Source organism: Caballeronia sp. S22, from assembly GCF_964261745.1.
Taxonomy (GTDB): domain Bacteria; phylum Pseudomonadota; class Gammaproteobacteria; order Burkholderiales; family Burkholderiaceae; genus Caballeronia; species Caballeronia jiangsuensis.
On sequence record NZ_OZ180037.1, the window covers coordinates 540,750 to 557,591 of the forward strand.

The 16,842-nt window shown below is 63.3% G+C and carries 16 protein-coding genes and 1 pseudogene; 10 read left to right on the plus strand and 7 right to left on the minus strand.

Annotated features, from left to right (window positions below; genetic code table 11):
- Positions 1-46 precede the first annotated feature (46 nt).
- The 3 genes from ACEN42_RS26200 (at position 47) to ACEN42_RS26210 (ending at position 3,080) form a co-directional block, all read left to right on the plus strand.
- Positions 47-982: a LysR family transcriptional regulator gene (locus tag ACEN42_RS26200; RefSeq protein ID WP_371884833.1), complete on the plus strand. Its 936-nt coding sequence runs from the start codon at positions 47-49 to the stop codon at positions 980-982.
- Positions 983-1,076: 94 nt separating this feature from the next.
- Positions 1,077-1,442, plus strand: coding sequence for a BON domain-containing protein (locus ACEN42_RS26205; protein ID WP_187607052.1), 366 nt, complete (start codon positions 1,077-1,079; stop codon positions 1,440-1,442).
- 45 nt (positions 1,443-1,487) lie between these two features.
- A complete protein-coding gene (locus ACEN42_RS26210) occupies positions 1,488-3,080 on the plus strand; it encodes an MFS transporter (RefSeq protein ID WP_238292058.1) in 1,593 nt (530 codons plus the stop codon).
- A gap of 28 nt (positions 3,081-3,108) precedes the next feature.
- Here the strand turns inward: ACEN42_RS26210 and ACEN42_RS26215 are convergent, their stop codons facing one another.
- On the minus strand, positions 3,109-3,480 hold the full coding sequence (locus ACEN42_RS26215; RefSeq protein WP_187607054.1) for an NUDIX hydrolase: 372 nt from the start codon (positions 3,478-3,480) through the stop codon (positions 3,109-3,111).
- Between the two features lie 218 nt (positions 3,481-3,698).
- Between ACEN42_RS26215 and ACEN42_RS26220 the strand changes: the two genes are divergently transcribed.
- Both ACEN42_RS26220 and ACEN42_RS26225 read left to right on the plus strand, forming a co-directional pair.
- Complete coding sequence (locus tag ACEN42_RS26220; RefSeq protein ID WP_371884834.1) at positions 3,699-4,448, plus strand: DUF2278 family protein; 750 nt, start codon at positions 3,699-3,701, stop codon at positions 4,446-4,448.
- A gap of 132 nt (positions 4,449-4,580) precedes the next feature.
- Positions 4,581-4,805: a hypothetical protein gene (locus ACEN42_RS26225; protein WP_371884835.1), complete on the plus strand. Its 225-nt coding sequence runs from the start codon at positions 4,581-4,583 to the stop codon at positions 4,803-4,805.
- A 48-nt stretch (positions 4,806-4,853) separates the two neighbouring features.
- Here ACEN42_RS26225 and ACEN42_RS26230 read toward each other — a convergent pair whose 3' ends face one another.
- A complete protein-coding gene (locus ACEN42_RS26230; RefSeq protein ID WP_238211998.1) occupies positions 4,854-5,480 on the minus strand; it encodes an NADPH-dependent FMN reductase in 627 nt (208 codons plus the stop codon).
- A gap of 246 nt (positions 5,481-5,726) precedes the next feature.
- On the opposite strand from ACEN42_RS26230, the gene ACEN42_RS26235 reads away from it, so the two are divergent.
- The 3 genes from ACEN42_RS26235 to ACEN42_RS26245 all read left to right on the plus strand — a co-directional run bounded on the left by ACEN42_RS26235 (position 5,727) and on the right by ACEN42_RS26245 (position 8,420).
- A complete protein-coding gene (locus ACEN42_RS26235) occupies positions 5,727-6,644 on the plus strand; it encodes an ABC transporter permease (protein WP_371884836.1) in 918 nt (305 codons plus the stop codon).
- Positions 6,631-7,395, plus strand: coding sequence for an ABC transporter ATP-binding protein (locus ACEN42_RS26240; RefSeq protein ID WP_187607059.1), 765 nt, complete (start codon positions 6,631-6,633; stop codon positions 7,393-7,395). Before ACEN42_RS26235 ends, ACEN42_RS26240 begins: the two co-directional genes overlap by 14 nt.
- A 77-nt stretch (positions 7,396-7,472) precedes the next feature.
- Positions 7,473-8,420, plus strand: coding sequence for an ABC transporter substrate-binding protein (locus tag ACEN42_RS26245; protein WP_371884837.1), 948 nt, complete (start codon positions 7,473-7,475; stop codon positions 8,418-8,420).
- A 50-nt stretch (positions 8,421-8,470) separates the two neighbouring features.
- On the opposite strand, the gene ACEN42_RS26250 is transcribed toward ACEN42_RS26245, so the two are convergent.
- Genes ACEN42_RS26250 through ACEN42_RS26270 form a run of 5 tightly spaced genes read right to left on the minus strand, consistent with a single transcriptional unit; the run spans position 8,471 to position 14,635 of the window.
- Positions 8,471-9,673 (minus strand): SfnB family sulfur acquisition oxidoreductase, encoded by a 1,203-nt coding sequence (locus ACEN42_RS26250; RefSeq protein WP_371884838.1) that lies wholly within the window; start codon positions 9,671-9,673, stop codon positions 8,471-8,473.
- Position 9,674: 1 nt separating this feature from the next.
- Positions 9,675-11,006: an LLM class flavin-dependent oxidoreductase gene (locus ACEN42_RS26255; protein ID WP_371884839.1), complete on the minus strand. Its 1,332-nt coding sequence runs from the start codon at positions 11,004-11,006 to the stop codon at positions 9,675-9,677.
- Entirely contained in the window at positions 11,003-12,199 is a 1,197-nt protein-coding gene (locus tag ACEN42_RS26260) for an LLM class flavin-dependent oxidoreductase (protein ID WP_371884840.1), read from the minus strand. Before ACEN42_RS26260 ends, ACEN42_RS26255 begins: the two co-directional genes overlap by 4 nt.
- A complete protein-coding gene (locus ACEN42_RS26265) occupies positions 12,196-13,860 on the minus strand; it encodes a rhodanese-like domain-containing protein (RefSeq protein ID WP_371884841.1) in 1,665 nt (554 codons plus the stop codon). The genes ACEN42_RS26260 and ACEN42_RS26265 overlap by 4 nt, the downstream gene beginning before the upstream one ends.
- 37 nt (positions 13,861-13,897) lie before the next feature.
- The gene (locus tag ACEN42_RS26270; RefSeq protein WP_371884842.1) at positions 13,898-14,635 is read right to left on the minus strand and encodes an SDR family NAD(P)-dependent oxidoreductase; all 738 of its coding nucleotides are present in this window, start codon (positions 14,633-14,635) and stop codon (positions 13,898-13,900) included.
- A gap of 219 nt (positions 14,636-14,854) precedes the next feature.
- Here ACEN42_RS26270 and ACEN42_RS26275 point away from each other — a divergent pair.
- Positions 14,855-16,219 (plus strand): annotated as a pseudogene (locus ACEN42_RS26275) (LLM class flavin-dependent oxidoreductase).
- A gap of 23 nt (positions 16,220-16,242) precedes the next feature.
- Positions 16,243-16,836: a nitroreductase family protein gene (locus ACEN42_RS26280; RefSeq protein WP_187607067.1), complete on the plus strand. Its 594-nt coding sequence runs from the start codon at positions 16,243-16,245 to the stop codon at positions 16,834-16,836.
- Positions 16,837-16,842: the final 6 nt, after the last annotated feature.

Here is a 16,842-nt window from a genome sequence, read left to right on the forward strand (position 1 = left end):
AAACGCTAGACTGATAATCAACTTTAATTTGCGAATCGGGGCGTCCATGAACGAGGTCCGCGCGATATCGATCTTCGTGCGCGCCGCCACGCTCGGTAGTCTGCGGCGTGCGGCCATTGATCAGGGGATTTCGCCGCAAGCCGCGAGTCACGCGGTGATGCAGCTCGAAAAGTCGCTCGGTGTGCGGTTGTTTCATCGCACGACGCGCAAGCTCTCGCTGACCGAGGAAGGGCAAAGGCTCCTGCAAAACGTCGAGCCGGCGCTCGCGATGCTCACATCGGCGATCGCGGACGCCAAGAGCGCAAAGGAAGACATCGCCGGTCCGTTGCGCATCAGCGCGCCGAAAGCGCTCGGGCGCGCGTTGTGGCCGTCGGTGCTGGCGTTCGCGGCGCTTTATCCGGACGTCGAGCTTGATGTGCGTTTCGACGACCATTTCACCGATCTCGTCGAGGAACGCGCCGATGTCGGTTTGCGTGGCGGCTCGGCGCCCGCTGGCGGCGCGATTGCAAGGCGGCTCGTGCCGATCCAGCTCATCGTGTGCGCGTCGCCCGCGTATATCGAACGACACGGCGCGCCGCGCACTGTCGACGATCTCGCGTCGCATCGTTGCACCGGCTATCGCCGCGCGAACACGGGCAAGCAGGCGCCGTGGGAATTCATGATCGGCGACGAGATTGTCTATCGCGAGATCGCGGCGGCGCTCTGCACCAACGATATCGATGCGGAAGCCGATGCGGTGCTCGCCGGTCTCGCGATAGGCCAGCTCGGGAGTTTCTCGGCGGTCACGCATATCCGCGAAGGGCGGCTCGTGCCTTTGCTCACGCGGCATCTGACGCAGCGCGAATCGATCTACATCTACTACCGGCATCGGACGGAGCAGCCGCTTCGAGTGCGAACGTTCATTGACTTCATGGTCGACAGGCTCGCGGACAACGGCGATTTCTTCCTGTCATCCGCGGAATTGCGCGCGTTCGCGAAATGAATGGCCCGAATCCCTGCGATATGGCGAAGCCACGACTAGAATGCATCGTGCCCTCGTGCCACCACAGTCAATGAAGCCAACCTGGAGCCAAGCGATGAAAACGATCAATGCGCTCAGACTTGCCGCCGTTGCATCAGCGATTGCCTTCTCCGTCAACGCATGGTCCCAGACCAGCGATGCGGCCTCGACCCAGTCCGCAACGCCGTCGGCGAGCGCCGGAAGCTCGAAATCGGCGGCCCGCAAGGCCAACCATGCGCTCAGCAGGAAAGTGTCGCAGGCGATGCAGAAGGGAGGCGTCGATCTGAACGGCATCGATGTAATCGCGAAGAACGGCGCGATCACGCTCGCCGGGCACGCCGCCGACGCGGAGCAGATCGACAAGGCCGTGTCGATCGCGAAAGGCGTGAGCGGCGTCACGTCCGTGAAGAATGTTCTGACGATTCAGGAAGGCGGGCAGTAGGCTCCCGCTCGCGAGCGCGTAACAACTTGCGTGCTCGCGCCCGTCATGAACTCGTTCGCTGACGTTCACGATCCGGAACGGCAGCGTCTGCCGTTTCGCGAATCGCTGCTCGCGATGCTCGGCATCGCCTTCGTCACGATGCTGGTCGCGCTCGACCAGACCATCGTCGGCACCGCGATGCCGCGCATCGTCGCGGAACTGAAGGGCTTCGATCTGTACGCGTGGGTCGCGACCTCGTACATGCTCGCATCCGTCATCACGATTCCGATTTTCGGGCGGCTCGGCGATCTGTACGGACGCAAGCCTTTTCTGCTCGCGGCCATCGTGCTGTTCACACTGGCGTCCGTGCTATGCGGCTTCGCGAACAGCATGTTGTTTCTCGTGATCGCGCGCGGCGTGCAGGGCATCGGCGGCGGCATTCTGCTCGGGACGGTATTCGCCGCCGTGGCCGATCTCTTTCCCGATCCGAAACTGCGTCTGCGCTGGCTCGTGCTCGTTACGTCGACATTCGGCGTGGCCAATGTGATCGGCCCGACGCTCGGCGGCATGCTCACGCAGATGCGCGGCTGGCGGCTCGTGTTCTTCGTCAACGTGCCCATCGGCATCGTCTCGCTGTTGTTCGTGCTGTTGTTCGTGCCGAATCTGCATCGTCTGAAGGGGCGCGGACGGATTCAGCTCGACTGGCTCGGCGCGTGTGTCGTCGCGGTGACGCTCGGCGCTTTGCAACTGCTGATCGAACTCTTGCCGAAGGAAGGCGTGAGCGGCATGACCATCGTGCTCGCGCTCATCACACTGGTGTTCGGCGCGACGCTGTACTTCTGGGAGAAGCGCATGGGCTATCCCGTCGTGCCCGTCGATGTGCTCGTCGATCGCAAGCTCGCCGCGCTCTTCGCGATCTCCGTGCTCGGCGGCTTCGCGCTCTTCTCGATGGCCTTCTACATTCCGCTGCTGTTTCAGGGCGGCTACGGCATGTCGCCGCACGATTCGGGCATGCTGATCACGCCGCTTCTGCTCGGCACCAGCGTCGGCAGCATGCTCAACAATCGCATCGTTACCCGCATCCCGCGCGCCAACGTGCTGATGTATGCGGGCTTTGCGCTGTGCGTGGCCGGCTGTCTCGCGCTCGTGTCGCTCAACGGCCATGAGCCGCATGCCGTGTGGATGGCGTGCATGGGCGCGAGCGGACTCGGCCTCGGGCTCGTCGCGACGAATCTCACGATCTGCTCGCAACAGATCGTCGCGCACGATCAGATCGGCGCGGTCACGGCATTGCTGCAATCGCTGCGCATTTTCGGCGGCATGCTCGGCACCGCGATCACGGGCGCATTGCTCGGGCACTTCTATGCGCGCAACGTGCATCGTCCGCTGGATGCGTATCAGGCGACGCAGTGGCTCAAATCGTTCGCGAGCCCGGATCTGCTGATCGATCGTGCGGAACAGTCGGCGCTGATCGAGCGCCTCGTCGCCGCGGGCCAGTCGGGCGATGCGATGATGCATTCCGCGCGCATGGCGCTCGTCGCATCGATTCACGTCGGGCTCGTGGTGGCCGCGATGGCGGCATTCGTCGGCTTGTGTCTCGCGTGGTTCGTGCCCGCGGTGCGCGTCGTGTACGGCGACGCGAAACAGCAGGGGGCTTGAGGGTTTCGCCGCCGCGAGCGATGAAGGCTCAGCGCTTGCGCTTTTCGTCGGCGAGCGCTTTGACGATCAGCCTGGTCGGCGCAGTGGTGGCGAGCCGCGGGATTTCGGAAACGTGGACCCAGCGGCACCGCGATATCTCGTTGCTCGCGCGGGGCTTCGCGCTTTTCGGCACATCGCAGAAGAAGACGTGATGGTGCTTCTGCCGTCCCCGATGGTGGAACAGAAATTTTGCCGACTTGCCCGCGAGACGTGTCTCCTCCTTGAGCTCGCGCAGCGCGGCGTCCGGCAGATGCTCGCCTCGCTTGAGCATGCCGCCAGGCAGCGCCCATTTGGTGCGACGTCGGGCAACCAGCAATATCCGGTTGCCTTTTCGACAGATGACCGTGGCTCGCTTCCTCAAACTGGCTCCGACTTTTATTTTCTGTTCGTGTGAATGTGCGCGGTGCGTCGTGCAGGCGGGTCCTAGTGTACCCAATGACAGTTTCATTGTGGAGCGCTCGATGACGGCGGCATTTCCGAATTGGGTTTCAGCAAGACGTGTTCCGCTCAATCACGTTTCGATCGCAGGAATGTCACACTTGTCGAATCAAATGATCGTTCACTTCATGGAGCAGCATCATGGCGCGCAATGAATATGTTCTGTTCAAGGGCACGGTCACGCTCGGCGTTCCCTATCTCCAGAATTACAAGGGCGATCCGCATTATGTGATCGTCGGTGAAGACACGAATGGCAAGCCATTCAACATCGTCACCAACGTGAAATCGGACAGCTCGCTGACGGGTCCGGCGGGCTATCTCGTGCTGTATCTGTGGGATCAATATTTCGATCATCCGATGACCGCCGATCTCGCCAGGCTGCCTGCGGGCATCGCCACATCGAATTTCCCGAAGCTCGATTACGTGCACGACAAGCGCCTTCTCGATCTCACGGCGATGCGTCCGATTCCGCTCGACACCAAGGACGAGCACAACGATATCAACGCGCTGCTCAACGAGATGCTGCAACTCGATATGTCGTCGAGCGGCATCGACTATGTCTACAAGACGCCCGCTTATAGCGACGATCGCCTCGGATGGAAGCCTGCGAAAGAAGTCACTGTCTACGGCTTCGGCTTCCTGTTCGAACCGGGCGAAGACGGGCTGCACGAAACGCACATGAATCAGGGCAACCCAAAACCGGGCAAGGGCAGCCATATCAAGGACCATTCGAACGAGAACGGCGTGTTTCAGGACGGCGCGGTGATGATCGAAGTGGATGGCAAGTTCCAGGCACTCTTCGTCGCGTTCCAGACGCAACTCGTGCCGACCGACAATCGCGGGCGGCCGATAGCGGGGCAGTCGCATCCGATTCTGGATGGTGCGAAGTGATACGCGCGATCATTTGAACTACGGCCCATGCGCCAACCCGGTGCGCCCTGCAATGCATTGCAGAAAACCTTGTTTGTCCAAACGATTTTGACAGCCTAGAGTTGAGCTATTCGTGCACCGAGGGGGCGAGCCATGCCGCAATTCCTGACTCACTATTGGCAGGCGCTATCGGCGCCGGCCGGGCGCGTGCGTAAGCACTTCACGAAAGAATCGGCGGCGCAGGACGCGCACGCCGTCAGCGAAACCACGCGCGCGGAACAGCTCGAACACATCTCCGCCTACGCACGCGCGGGCTATTTCAACATGGGCTATACCGTCGATGCGTTTCAGTTGCCCAGCGACTCCCCGCTGCACTGAAACGAAAGAGACAAGCTGCGCACGATGCGCAGCTTCATCCTCGGTGACTCAATGCTGCGCGAGTTCGACTTCGTGATACGCGTCCGCCCGCACCGCACCGAACGCCAGCGCGAAGCTCGACGCCTGTTTCCCCACAGTGCGAAGCTGCTCGACGACCTTCGGATCTGAACAGGTATCGGCTGATTCGAAGCGCGTCTCCAGCGTATTGATCGTCGCACCGAAAGGCGTCGGCCAGCCGCGCAACGCGTGCACGATCGAGCGCAGCGAAGTGAGCACCGTGCCCGCCGCCTGCCATCCATATGCCGTGACGATACTGCCGACAGCGCGTCCGTCGAGATAAGGGCGCTCGTCGAGCCGCAGTTCCTCCAGCGTATCGAGCGCGTTCTTGACGAGGCCCGAGATGCCGCCGTGATAGCCGGGCGTCGCGATGATGAGCGCATCGGCCGAGCGCACGGCCTCGATGAGTTCATGTTGCTCGTCGGTGAGTTCGCGCGATTCCGGCGCATAGTGCGGCAGGCTATGCAGGAACGCGCCGCCGAAAAGCTGCACGCTCGCGCCGCTTTCCTGTGCGCCGCGCAATGCGAATGCGAGTGCCCGTTCGGTCGATGATTGAGGCCGCGTCGTGCCGCCGATGCCGACCACCCGTGGCCCGCGCGATGAAATGAATCGAGACAAGATCGATACTCCCTGAAAATAGGCTGTCTGATATCCCCAAGACATCATCCGCATACGTTAGGGGAGCGCGCCACATTCGCCAACGAAGCGAATCTGCTAAGCAATGCACGGTTCGCGCCTTTATCGGATCGTTGGAATCCAAATGACGCGGAGTGCGCATAGCATCTTGCAAAGCGTTCGTTTGACGTGAGGACATGCGACCGTACCATCGGATGTTCCATTCCTTTCGGATTCCGACTAACGCCCATGAACGTCCCACGCTTTGCATCCGCCGCGCTCGGGCTCGATCCGGGCACGACGCCTGATCGCACTCATGGCGCCGATGCACGCGCCGTCGATCCACGCGCGCTCATCGATCTGCCGACGCGCGAAGTGCGCCGCCGCACCGTGCTGCAATGGTCCGTGCTGCGCTCGCGGGCGTTGCGTGTCGGCGTGCCGCTCGCGATCATCGTGTTATGGCAACTCGCGTCGTCGCTGCAACTCGTCGCGCCTGAAACCTTGCCGTCGCCCACGGTCATCATCGGGGCATTGAAGGAACTGATCGCCGATGGCGAATTGCAAAGCGCGATCGGCGTGTCGCTCGTGCGCGCGGCGACGGGCCTCGCGATCGGCGGCGGCATCGGTTTGTTTGCGGGTCTTTTTGCGGGGCTGTGGCGTGTGGGCGAGGAAATCGTCGATGCGCCATTGCAGATGCTGCGCACGATTCCGTTCATCGCGCTGATTCCGCTTTTTATCACGTGGTTCGGCATCGGCGAGGGCGCGAAGGTCGCTGTGATCCTCGCGGCCACCATTTTCCCGATGTATCTCAACACCTATGCGGGCGTGCGCGGTGTCGATCCGAAACTGCTCGAAGCGGCGAACGTGTTCGGCCTGTCGAGCCGGCAGATCGCGCTGCGCATCATTCTGCCGACGGCACTGCCTTCGATACTCGTCGGCGTGCGCTATTCGTCGGCGGTGGCGTTGCTCGCGCTCGTGGTGGCGGAGCAGATCAACGCGCAGAACGGCATCGGCTACATCCTCGTGAACGCGAACCAGAACCAGCGCGCCGACATCATCATCGCGGGCATTCTCGTGTATGCGGCGCTCGGCATCGTGACCGATCTCATCATGCGTGCGCTCGAACATCTCGCTCTTCCTTGGAGGCCGCGCTTTGAACTCGCCTGATAACGCATACGCCAGGTCCGTGCGCGACGAACGCGAGACCGCGCTCGAACTCGATGGCGTGAGCCGCGTGTTCGCCGGCCGCGCGGTGCTGAAGGATGTATCGCTCAACGTGAGACGCGGCCAGTTCGTGTCGATGCTCGGCGCATCGGGCGCGGGCAAGACGACGCTGCTGCGCATTCTTGCAGGCCTCGATCAGGCCGACAGCGGCCGCGTGCGTGTCGCGGGCGCGCGCTCGGTCGTGTTTCAGGAGCCGCGTCTCGTGCCGGCGAAGCGCGTGTGGGAGAACGTCGTGATCGGTCATGACCGCCTTAGCGCCGCGAAGCCTTCCGCACTGGCCGCGCTCGATGAAGTCGGACTCGCGACCCATGCCGATGGCTGGCCGAAGACGCTTTCCGGCGGCGAAGCGCAGCGCGTCGCACTGGCGCGCGCGCTCGTGCGAGAGCCGAAGCTGCTGTTGCTCGATGAGCCCTTTGCCGCGCTCGATGCGCTCACGCGCATCCGCATGTATGAACTCGTCGCGCGCTTGTGGCGCGCGCATACGCCGGCGGTCGTGCTGGTCACGCATGACATCGACGAGGCGATTCTGCTGTCGGATCGTATCGTCGTGCTGTCGCAAGGCGAGATCAGCGCGGATGTGGTCGTCGACTTTCCGCGTCCGCGCTCGCGCAGCGACGAAGCATCCATTGCGCTCAGAACGCGGCTGCTCGCTGAACTCGGTGTCACGCAAGATTCGCCGCGCAAAGCGGCATAACGATTTCATTCACTCACTACACATTCATGCGCATCGGGAAACGTCTTACCGCTCTATTTGTCGCGAGTCTTTTCGGCGTGTCGGCGTCCGCGCTCGCCGACGAACCGCTCACGTTGACCATCGGCACGCAGGACGCCGCTTGGCCGCTGATCGTCGAGGCATCGCACGTGCTCGACGGCGCGCCGTACAAGGTTAAATGGGCCGTGCTGACCGGCCCTGCCGCGCAGCTCTCCGCGCTCTATTCGAAAGTGCTCGATGTGGGGCTGATGGGCGATACGTCGCTCATCATCGAGCAGGGCAACGCGCGCGCGCCGTGGACGCCGGAGACGGCTCCGTTGCAGATCATCGCGGGATGGCGCAATCCCGATAGCAGCTATCCGCCTATCGTCACGGTCGTGCGCAAGGAAGCCGACGTGAAGAATCTCGCCGATCTGCGCGGCAAGACGTGGGGCTATAACTTCGGCGGCTTCAATTATCTGCAATACGTGCTGTCGTATAACAAGGCCGATCTGCGGCCGAAGGATTTTCAGGGCGTGAAGTTCGGCGATGGGAACGTGTCGGCGTCCGCGTTCAATGCGGGGCAGGTTGCGGTGTATTCGGGCGGCTATGGACCTGTGAAGGAGACCGTCGACAAGGGCGATGCGCGGGTCGTCATCAAGAGCGATGAACTCGATATTCCGGCGTTGTCGGTGTTCACGGCACGTACGGAAGTGCTGCGCGATCCGGTTAGGAGTCAGGCATTAGGCGATTTTCTCGGGCGCCTGAAGAATTCGTGGACGTGGTGGTCGCAGAACGTGCCGGCGGTCGAGAAGATCTATCTGGAGAAGATGAAGCAGAGCCCGGCGCGGGCGAAGTTTTCTGCGGAGAATGGAAGATCGGTTTTTTATCCGCTCGATAAGCAGCTCGTCGCGAGAGAGCAGCGGATTGCGGATACGCTTTACCGGTCGGGGGATATCAAGAACAAGATCAAGGTCGATGTGGAGTTCAATCCGGTTTTCGATGCGCAGGCGGTGGCGGCGAAGTGATGGGTGTCATCGCCTCATGAAAAAGGGCGCGCCGTGCGGCGCGCCCTTTTTTACGCCTTAATCGCGCTATACGGATGCGCATAAGTAAACGGATCACAAAGCATCTCATTCAACGCAAACTGCCCCACCGCGTGATACTTCCACCGCACGCTGTCATGCAGCGTATGCGTTCTCGCATTGCGCCAATGCCGATCGAGGTTATGCTTTTCCAGCGTCGATTGCGTACCCGCCAATTCAAAAAGCTTGTTCGACGCATCGAGCGCGAATTGCGTAGTGAGTATCTTGGCCTCGGCCGTCGCAACGATAGCAGCAGCCACTTCATGCCGCTCCGCTTCGCCACGCGCTGCATCGATAAGCCCCGCCGCACGCATCGTCAACGCCTGCGCCGCGTGATATGCAACCGTCAGCGCGCCGATATCACGCAGCGAAAACGGATCATCGACCGCGCGTGTCACGGCGCTTCCACGCGCCGGATGCGACAACTCTCTCAGAAACCGCTTCGTATCGTCGAACGCCGCGCGCCCGATTCCCAGATCGATCGCGGCATGGATCAGTTGCGAGACCGCATTCGCCGCATCGATATTCGCGCGGCGGCCGCGCTTCACGATCTGCAACTCGTCCAGCTCGACATTGTCCAGCCGCACCTGACCGCTCGCCGTCGTGCGCTGCCCAAAGCCCGACCAGTCATCGATAACCTCGACGCCACGCGCATGCCGTGCGACGAATGCGGTGACAGTCAAGCCATCGTCATCACGCGCGGCGACGGGAATCCAGTGCGCGAAGAGCGCGCCCGTCGAGTAGACCTTGCGCCCCGACAGCACGAATCCGCTTCCGCTGCGACGCACGCGCGTCTCATGCTCCGACGGCAGTTTGTCGCCCGGTTCCGCGGTCGCATTGCCGAAGCGCTCTCCCGCAAGCGCGCGTGAAAAGAAGAAGTCCTGCTGGCTCGGCGTTCCGTCGTGTTTCAACCGTTCGAGCGTGGCGAAATGATTCTGCGGAATTTGTCCAAGCGATGAATCGGCCGCCGATATGATCTCGAACACATCGACGATCGTGCCAACCGAAACATCCGCGCCGCCGAACGCACGCGGCACGTTGATGCCCCACAATCCCGACGCGCTGAACGTTTCGACTTCGTTCGAAGGCAGATGGCGCTCGCGATCACGGCGCGCTGCATCGACGGCGAATTCGCTCGCAAGACGGCGCGCGATCTCGAGTGCTTCTTTGTCCGACCGGATAAGATTGATATGCATGTTACGCCGCCCGCGCCGCACGCGCATATTGACTCTCGGGCCGTGGCAAGCCCAGATGCTCGCGCAAGGTCGTGCCTTCGTAATCGCGCCGGAAGATGCCCTTTTTCTGCAACAACGGCACGACATGATCGACGAATGCCGCAAGTCCGGAAGGAAACACGTCCGCGTTCAGATTGAAGCCATCCGCGCCGCGCTCGTTGAACCAGAGCGCGATATCGTCGGCGATCTGCTCCGGCGTGCCGACGATGATCCGGTGCGCTCCCGGGTTGCGATCCAGCAGACCGCGTACCGTGAGGCTTTCGCTCTTCGCGAGTGCAACAGTCGAATCGATGAAGCCACGCGAGAGATCCGGACGTTTCACCTTCGCGATGAGCTCATAAGGCAAAGGCGCATCGATATGCAGATCATCCGGCGATAGGCCGAGCGCGCCCGCGAGACGCGCGACTTCACGATCGGTATCGAGCAGGGCATCCAGCTCGGCCTTGCGTTCGCGCGCTTCCCGCTCCGTGCCGCCGATCACCGGATACAGGCCGGGCAACAGCAGGAAGTGATCGGGATTGCGTCCATGCACCCGCACGCGCTCCTTCATCTCGGCATAGAACGCCTGCGCCGTGGGCAAGGTCGTCTGCGCGGTGAACACGGCATCGGCGAAGCGCGCAGCAAGCGCACGGCCTCCTTCCGACGATCCCGCCTGCACGAGCACGGGCCGCCCTTGCGGGCTGCGCGGCACGGTGAGCGGCCCGCGCACCGAGAAGTAAGTCCCGCGATGTTCGATCGCATGGACGCGGGATGGATCGGCATAATGGCCCGCCTTCTGATCGGCGATAACCGCTTCGTCTTCCCAGCTATCCCACAGCTTCGTCACCACTTCGACGAACTCCTGCGCGCGCGCATAGCGTTCCTCGGTCGTGAGCGGCACGTCGTGGCTGAAGTTCGCGGCGGCGGCGGCATCGTAGGTCGTGACCGCATTGAAGGCGATGCGCCCGCCGCTCAAATGATCGACCGATGCAAAGCGCCGCGCGAGATTGAACGGATCGTTGAATGTCGTCGATGCCGTGCCGATCAGGCCGATATGCGTCGTCGCGCCCGCGAGCGCGGTCAGCAGCACAGTCGGTTCCAGCGCCTGCGACGGTCCTTCCGCGTGATTGCGCAGCGCGAGCAGATCGGAGAGAAACACGGCATCGAGCTTGCCGCGCTCGGCGATCGCGGCGATCTCCTTGAAGAAATTCAGATCGATGATCGAGCGTGGATTGTCGAGCGTGCGCCATCCGGCGGGATGACGTCCGACACCGGTGACGTTGGTGTTCAGATGCAGTTGTCGCGTGTGGCTCATGATGTCGTATGAAGATGCGGTTGATGAGCGGAAGCCGGAATGCGCAAGCCCGCCTCGACGAGCAGCGGCAATACGGCATCGCCGAAATACGCGAGATCGGGTTCGAAGTCGAAGAAGGTGAGTTGCACGCCGTCGCATCCGGCATGCTTCAACGCAAGCAATTGCTCGACGATCTGTTCGGGCGAACCGATCAGATGCAGATTGCCGCCGAGAATGCGCTGCTCGCGCTTGTGCTTCGCCCACGCCTTCGCATCGCTGCGTCCGTGCATGCCGACGAAGCCGTCGAGCGCGCCTTCGTCGGCATGGGCGACGATCGCATCGTGATACGCGCGCGCCTCGCGCTCGGTCGGACGGCACACGATGGTCGGATTGATCAGCGTGCGCACGCGCCGGTTCACGCGTTGCGCGCCTTCGCGAATCGTCGCGGTATGCGCGGGCAATGCGCCGATGGCGTCGTTGAAATCCGCGCCCGCCGGGCTCGTGATGAAGATGAGATCCGAATGCCGCACAGCGTAATCGATGCCCGCCGCCGAGCCCGTTGCGTTCACCAGCACGGGCCGATGAAAGCGCGGGCGCGGACTCACGAACGCATCGTTCAGTTGCCAGTGCTTCGTCCTTATATGGAGGTTCGCGTCGCTGCGCCAGAGCGTGTCGAGCACACCAACGAACTCGGCCGCGCGCACATAGCGCTCGTCGTGTTCGATCATCGGCTGGCCGAACATCGCCCATTCGCTCGCCACGTGTCCCGTCACGAGATTGATGCCCCAGCGCCCGTTGGAAATATGATCGAGCGTCGCGCCGAACTTCGCGAGATGCAGCGGATGCCACGGGCCATAGAGCGCGTGCACCGTCGAGATCAGCACGATGCGCTCGGTGATCGCGGCGAGCGCGCTCGTCGCGATGAACGCATCGAGCGATTGCTCGCGATACTTGAGCGTGCCGCCGTGCCCGTTCTTGCCGAGCCATTGCGCGAGGCCGAACACGAGATCGAAGCCGAGCGCTTCGGCCTTTTGCGTGAGACGCGCGTTGTAATCGAAGCGCCAGTCGGTGCTGCGCGGAAGCGTCGAGATGGACCAGCCGCCGTTCTGGATCGGCAGGAAGAGGCCGAGCATCAGCGGCTGCTGAAACGCCGCGTGCAATGGGCTTCCGGGGATGTCGGCGGGGCTCGTGGTGCCGTCGAACGCAGGCGTCACAGGGCGCTCTCCTTCAGCGCGCTCAAACGCTCGTGGCTGCGCGCGGCGGTCGGTGTTTCGAAGTCGAGCACGTCGATCGATGCGATCGCGTCGCGCTCCAGTTGCGCGACGAGTTGCAGTTCCCATTCGAGGTATGCGTTCATCTGCCCGGCGACGCGATCCGGCGCGGCGTGATACGGGCTGTACCAGGCGTCGTCGTCGCCGGTGAGGTTGTTGTTGTCGCCCGATTCGAGCGGCAGCCCGAGCGCGCTCCAGCGACGCGTGCCGCCGATCAGCGCGGCGACGTGCGGCTTTTCGCGCGCAAGCTCGGCGGCGACGAGACCCGCGAGCACGCCATCGTCCGAAGTCAGCACGAGTTGCTTGTCGTTCGGGAAGTCGCCGAGACGCGCGAGCAGTTGGCTCGCCGCGACGAAGCGCGCGCCCGTCACGTGGCCGCGCCTGAAAGCGAGACTGTTGTCGATATCGATCGCTTGCGCCGTGCCTTCTTCTATCGACTTGCGCAACTGATCCGCCTCGATCCAGCGCGTGCGCGCGCCATGCGGACGCACGGCGAGCGGCTCGGGACCGGCTTCGAACGCATCGGCGCTTAGCGCGGCGCTTGCGTCGTCGTCGAGCACGCGCACGTCGAGATAGCCGAGCTGCCTGAGCCACGACGCGGTCATGCGCGCGCGCACGCCATCGTCGTCGCGCAGCACCACGCGCGCGTGCAATGTGCCGATGTATTCGTCGGTCGCCTGCACGAGCTGGCCGCCCGGCGCAGAACGCCAGCCCGGCGGATGGCCCGCTTCGTATTCGAGCGGATCGCGCACGTCGAAGCGATACAGCGTGCGTTCGCCCTTCTCGCGCTCCAGCGTGGCGAGCGTCTCGCGATTGATGATCGGCACGTCGGCCTTGCGCGCGGCCGCGATCGCAAGCTCGCGTGCGGCGGCGAGCGTGTCGGCGTCGGGACGCGGCGCGGTGCGGATTTCGCCATGTTCGAGTTCGAGACCCGCAAGCAGCCACGACATCGAGCCGCCCGTCAGCGCCGCGACCGGATTCGGCACGCCCGCGTTGATGAGCGATTGCGCGCCGAGAATGCTGCGCGTGCGGCCCGCGCAATTCACGACGATCAGCGTCTCCGGCGAAGGCGCTGCCGCGAGCGCGCGATAGACGAGCTCCGCGCCCGCGCAGTCGATGCCGCCCGGAATGTTCATCGTGTTGAATTCGCCGAAGGGACGCGAGTCGAGCACGACGAGATCGTCGCCCGCGTCCTGGCGCGCCTTCAGTGTTTCCGCGTCGATGTTCGGTGTATGGAGTTCGTGTTCGATCACTTCGCCGAACGCCTTGCCGGGCACGTTGGTGCCGCTGAAAACTTCATAACCTGCGCTCGCCCAGCCATCGACGCCGCCTTCGAGTATCGACACATCCGTATAGCCCCAGCGCGCGAGCAGCGCGGCGGCGCGCGTCGTGTGCTCGCCATTCGTATCGACGAGGACGACGGGCGTGCCGCGCCGTGGCACGAGCCGTTCGATCAGGAGCCCGAGCCGGCCGGCCGGCGCGACTGACGAATAGAAAAGACGCCTTCTTGCCGACACGCCTTCCTCGCGCACGTCGAGCACGGCGAGTTCGGAACGTTGAGCGATGAGCGTGCGCAACTGCGCGGGAGAAACGAAGCGAGGCATGGGCGATGAATCCTTTGTGCGTAGTCGGGAAGAAGCATCAGGCGTAGGGCGGCCCGCCGCCGTCGACATAAAGCCGCGTGCCGGTGACGAAGCGCGCGTCGTCGGAAAGCAGATAGGCGACCGCCGCCGCAACGTCCTCGGGCGTGCCGGGACCGTCGAGCGCGGTGAGGCGCGTGGGCTCGTCGCCTGCTTGCGCGGTCGCCATCGCATCGAAGCGCGGCGAGCGGATCGGGCCGGGCGCGACCGCGTTCACGCGCACGCCCTGCGGTCCGTATTTGCGCCCGAGCCCTTGCACGAGCAGATCGAGCGCCGCATTCACGCTCGAACCGGGAAAGTGATTCGGCGGCGGCGCGATGCCGCCACGTCCGCTGATCGCGACGATCGCGCCGCGCCCTTGTTCGATGAAGCGTGGCAGCGCAGCGCGGATCGGACGCACGGAGCCGAGCAGCTTGGCGTCGATGACGCGTTGCCAGTCGTCGTCGGTGAGATCGAGAAAGTCGCCGAACGCCGCGACATTCGTGCTCGTGACGAGCCCGTCGAGACGACTAAAGCGCTCTTCGATATGCGCGAACGCGGAACGCACGCTGTGATCGTCGGCGACATCGACGGAAAGCGGCACGACGCGCGACGCATCGGCGAAGCGTTCCGTATCGACGTTGCGTGACGACGCGATCACGTGCGCGCCCGCATCCGCGAGACGCTTTACCGTGGCCGCGCCCAATGCGCCGAATGCGCCCGTCACCCAATAGACGCGATCTTCGAAAGTCGAACTCATGATGTGCGCGCCTCGACGTCAGAGAAAAGAAACTTATCTTCGTCGCGCGCACAGTCGTCACAAACCGATCTTTTCAGCGATGCTTTCGAACGATTCGATGCTTTGAATAGCTGCGTATGTGCGAAACGCATTCATTTGCTTAGCAGCGTAAATTGGTTTGTGCCGAAGGACATCGCTCTTATGATTTTTCTTCGGCATATCCGGCGACGTATTGCGCACATGAGCAGGCACATCCACTTCAACGCGTTTCACATGAACGCGCCTGCGCATTCGTGGGCAGGCTTCTGACGGCATCCGCGAGACCGCTCGACGGAGCACAACACGCTCGCTTACTGGGTCGATCTCGCGCAGACCACCGAGCGCGGTCTCTTCGACGGCGTGTTTCTCGCCGATGTCTTCGGCATCTACGATGTCTACGGCGGCAACACCGATGCGACGCACCATTCCGCGGCGCAATCGCCATCGCACGATCCGATGCTGACGGTGCCCGCAATGGCGTACGCGACGAAACATCTCGGCTTCGGCGTGACGGCGAACCTCACGTACGAGCATCCGTATCAGTTCGCGCGGCGCTTTTCCACGCTCGATCATCTGACCGGCGGGCGCGCGGGCTGGAACGTCGTCACCGGATATCTGGAGAGCGCGGCGCGCGGCATGGGCCTCGATACGGCGCGCGAGCACGACGAACGCTATGCGGCGGGCGAGGACTTTCTGGAAGCCGTGTACAAGCTATGGGAAGGAAGCTGGGCCGATGGCGCCGTCGTGCGTAACAGGCGGACGGGTCAGTACACCGATCCGTCGCGCATTCGCCGTGTGCGGCACGAAGGGCCGTATTACCGAGTCGATGGCTTCAATCTCGCCGATCCGTCGCCGCAGCGCACGCCGGTGCTGTATCAGGCGGGCGCGTCGGGACGAGGCAAGGCGTTCGCGGGCAAGCATGCCGAATGCGTGTTCCTCGAAGGACAGACGCCCGCGATCGTCGCGCAGGCCGCGCGCGATATCCGCCAGCATGCGCTCGATGCCGGCCGCGCCGCCGACGACATCCTGCTGTATCTCGGCGCGACAGTGGTCGTCGCGCGCACGTCGAAGGAGGCGCGCGAACTGCACGCCGAGTACGCGGAATACGTCGATGTGCTCGGGCAGCTCACGCTTGTCTCGGGATGGACGGGCATCGACTTTGCGGCGCTCGGCATCGACGAGCCGATTCGCTATGTGAAGAGCAACGCGCTGCAATCGACGGTCGAGAATCTCACGAAACGCGCGGGCCGCCCGATCACGCCGCGCGACATGACGCGCTTCGATCAGATCGGCGGGCGCGGGCCCTTCATCGTCGGCGATCCGCGCGAGGTCGCGGATCAACTGATCGCGTGGGCCGATGAAACCGGCGTCGATGGCTTCAACCTGCGAAGGCTCGTGATGCCGGAAAGCCTGCAATCGTTCGTCGATCTCGTGGTGCCCGAGTTGCAGAGTCGCGGACGTTATCGCACCGAATATGCCGAGGGCACGTTGCGCGAAAAGCTCTTTGCCGGGCGCGGGCCGCGTCTCAACGAAACGCATCCGGGCGCGCGTCATCGCGTTTTATGACTTAATTATTATTCGATTCATTCATGACACATCGACCCGCTCCTACCGATATCGCCATTCATCCGCTGATCGCGGGACGATGGAGCCCGCGCGCTTATGCGGACCGCGCCGTCGCGCATGCGCAGGTGGTCGCGCTGCTGGAAGCGGCGCGCTGGGCGCCGTCGGCGTATAACGTGCAGCCCTGGCGCTTCGTCGTGTTCGAGAAGGCGCAGGATGCCGATGCCTTCGCGCGCGCATTCGAATTGCTCGTGCCGTTCAATCGATCATGGAATGCGAATGCGCAAGTGTTGATCGCGGTGCTCGCGGACACGCTGAACGCGAAAGGCGAGATCAACGCGAGTGCGGCCTACGATGCGGGCGCCGCCGCGATGGCGCTCTTGCTTCAGGCGCACGCGCAGGGACTTGCCGCGCACGCGATGGGCGGATTCGACGCGAACGGCCTCAAACAAACGTTCGATATCCCTGAGCGCTTCACGGCGCTCTCGGTGATTTCCATTGCGCATCATGGCGACGCCCGCGCGCTGCCTGCGTCGTTGGCCGAGCGTGAGCTTGCGCCGCGTGCGCGCCTGTCGCTCGAAGATATCGCGCAATTCGGCGCGTGGCGCGAAACGCGTTGATCGAAC

Bases quoted from the DNA above. Each gene is read 5' to 3' on its own strand.
- ACEN42_RS26235 (WP_371884836.1), top strand. From the start codon at position 5,727: ATGAACGTCCCACGCTTTGCATCCGCCGCGCTCGGGCTCGATCCGGGC.
- ACEN42_RS26210 (WP_238292058.1), top strand. From the start codon at position 1,488: ATGAACTCGTTCGCTGACGTTCACGATCCGGAACGGCAGCGTCTGCCG.
- ACEN42_RS26255 (WP_371884839.1), bottom strand. From the start codon at position 11,006: ATGAGCCACACGCGACAACTGCATCTGAACACCAACGTCACCGGTGTC.
- ACEN42_RS26225 (WP_371884835.1), top strand. From the start codon at position 4,581: ATGCCGCAATTCCTGACTCACTATTGGCAGGCGCTATCGGCGCCGGCC.
- ACEN42_RS26250 (WP_371884838.1), bottom strand. From the start codon at position 9,673: ATGCATATCAATCTTATCCGGTCGGACAAAGAAGCACTCGAGATCGCG.
- ACEN42_RS26280 (WP_187607067.1), top strand. From the start codon at position 16,243: ATGACACATCGACCCGCTCCTACCGATATCGCCATTCATCCGCTGATC.
- ACEN42_RS26270 (WP_371884842.1), bottom strand. From the start codon at position 14,635: ATGAGTTCGACTTTCGAAGATCGCGTCTATTGGGTGACGGGCGCATTC.
- ACEN42_RS26220 (WP_371884834.1), top strand. From the start codon at position 3,699: ATGGCGCGCAATGAATATGTTCTGTTCAAGGGCACGGTCACGCTCGGC.
- ACEN42_RS26200 (WP_371884833.1), top strand. From the start codon at position 47: ATGAACGAGGTCCGCGCGATATCGATCTTCGTGCGCGCCGCCACGCTC.
- ACEN42_RS26205 (WP_187607052.1), top strand. From the start codon at position 1,077: ATGAAAACGATCAATGCGCTCAGACTTGCCGCCGTTGCATCAGCGATT.
- ACEN42_RS26265 (WP_371884841.1), bottom strand. From the start codon at position 13,860: ATGCCTCGCTTCGTTTCTCCCGCGCAGTTGCGCACGCTCATCGCTCAA.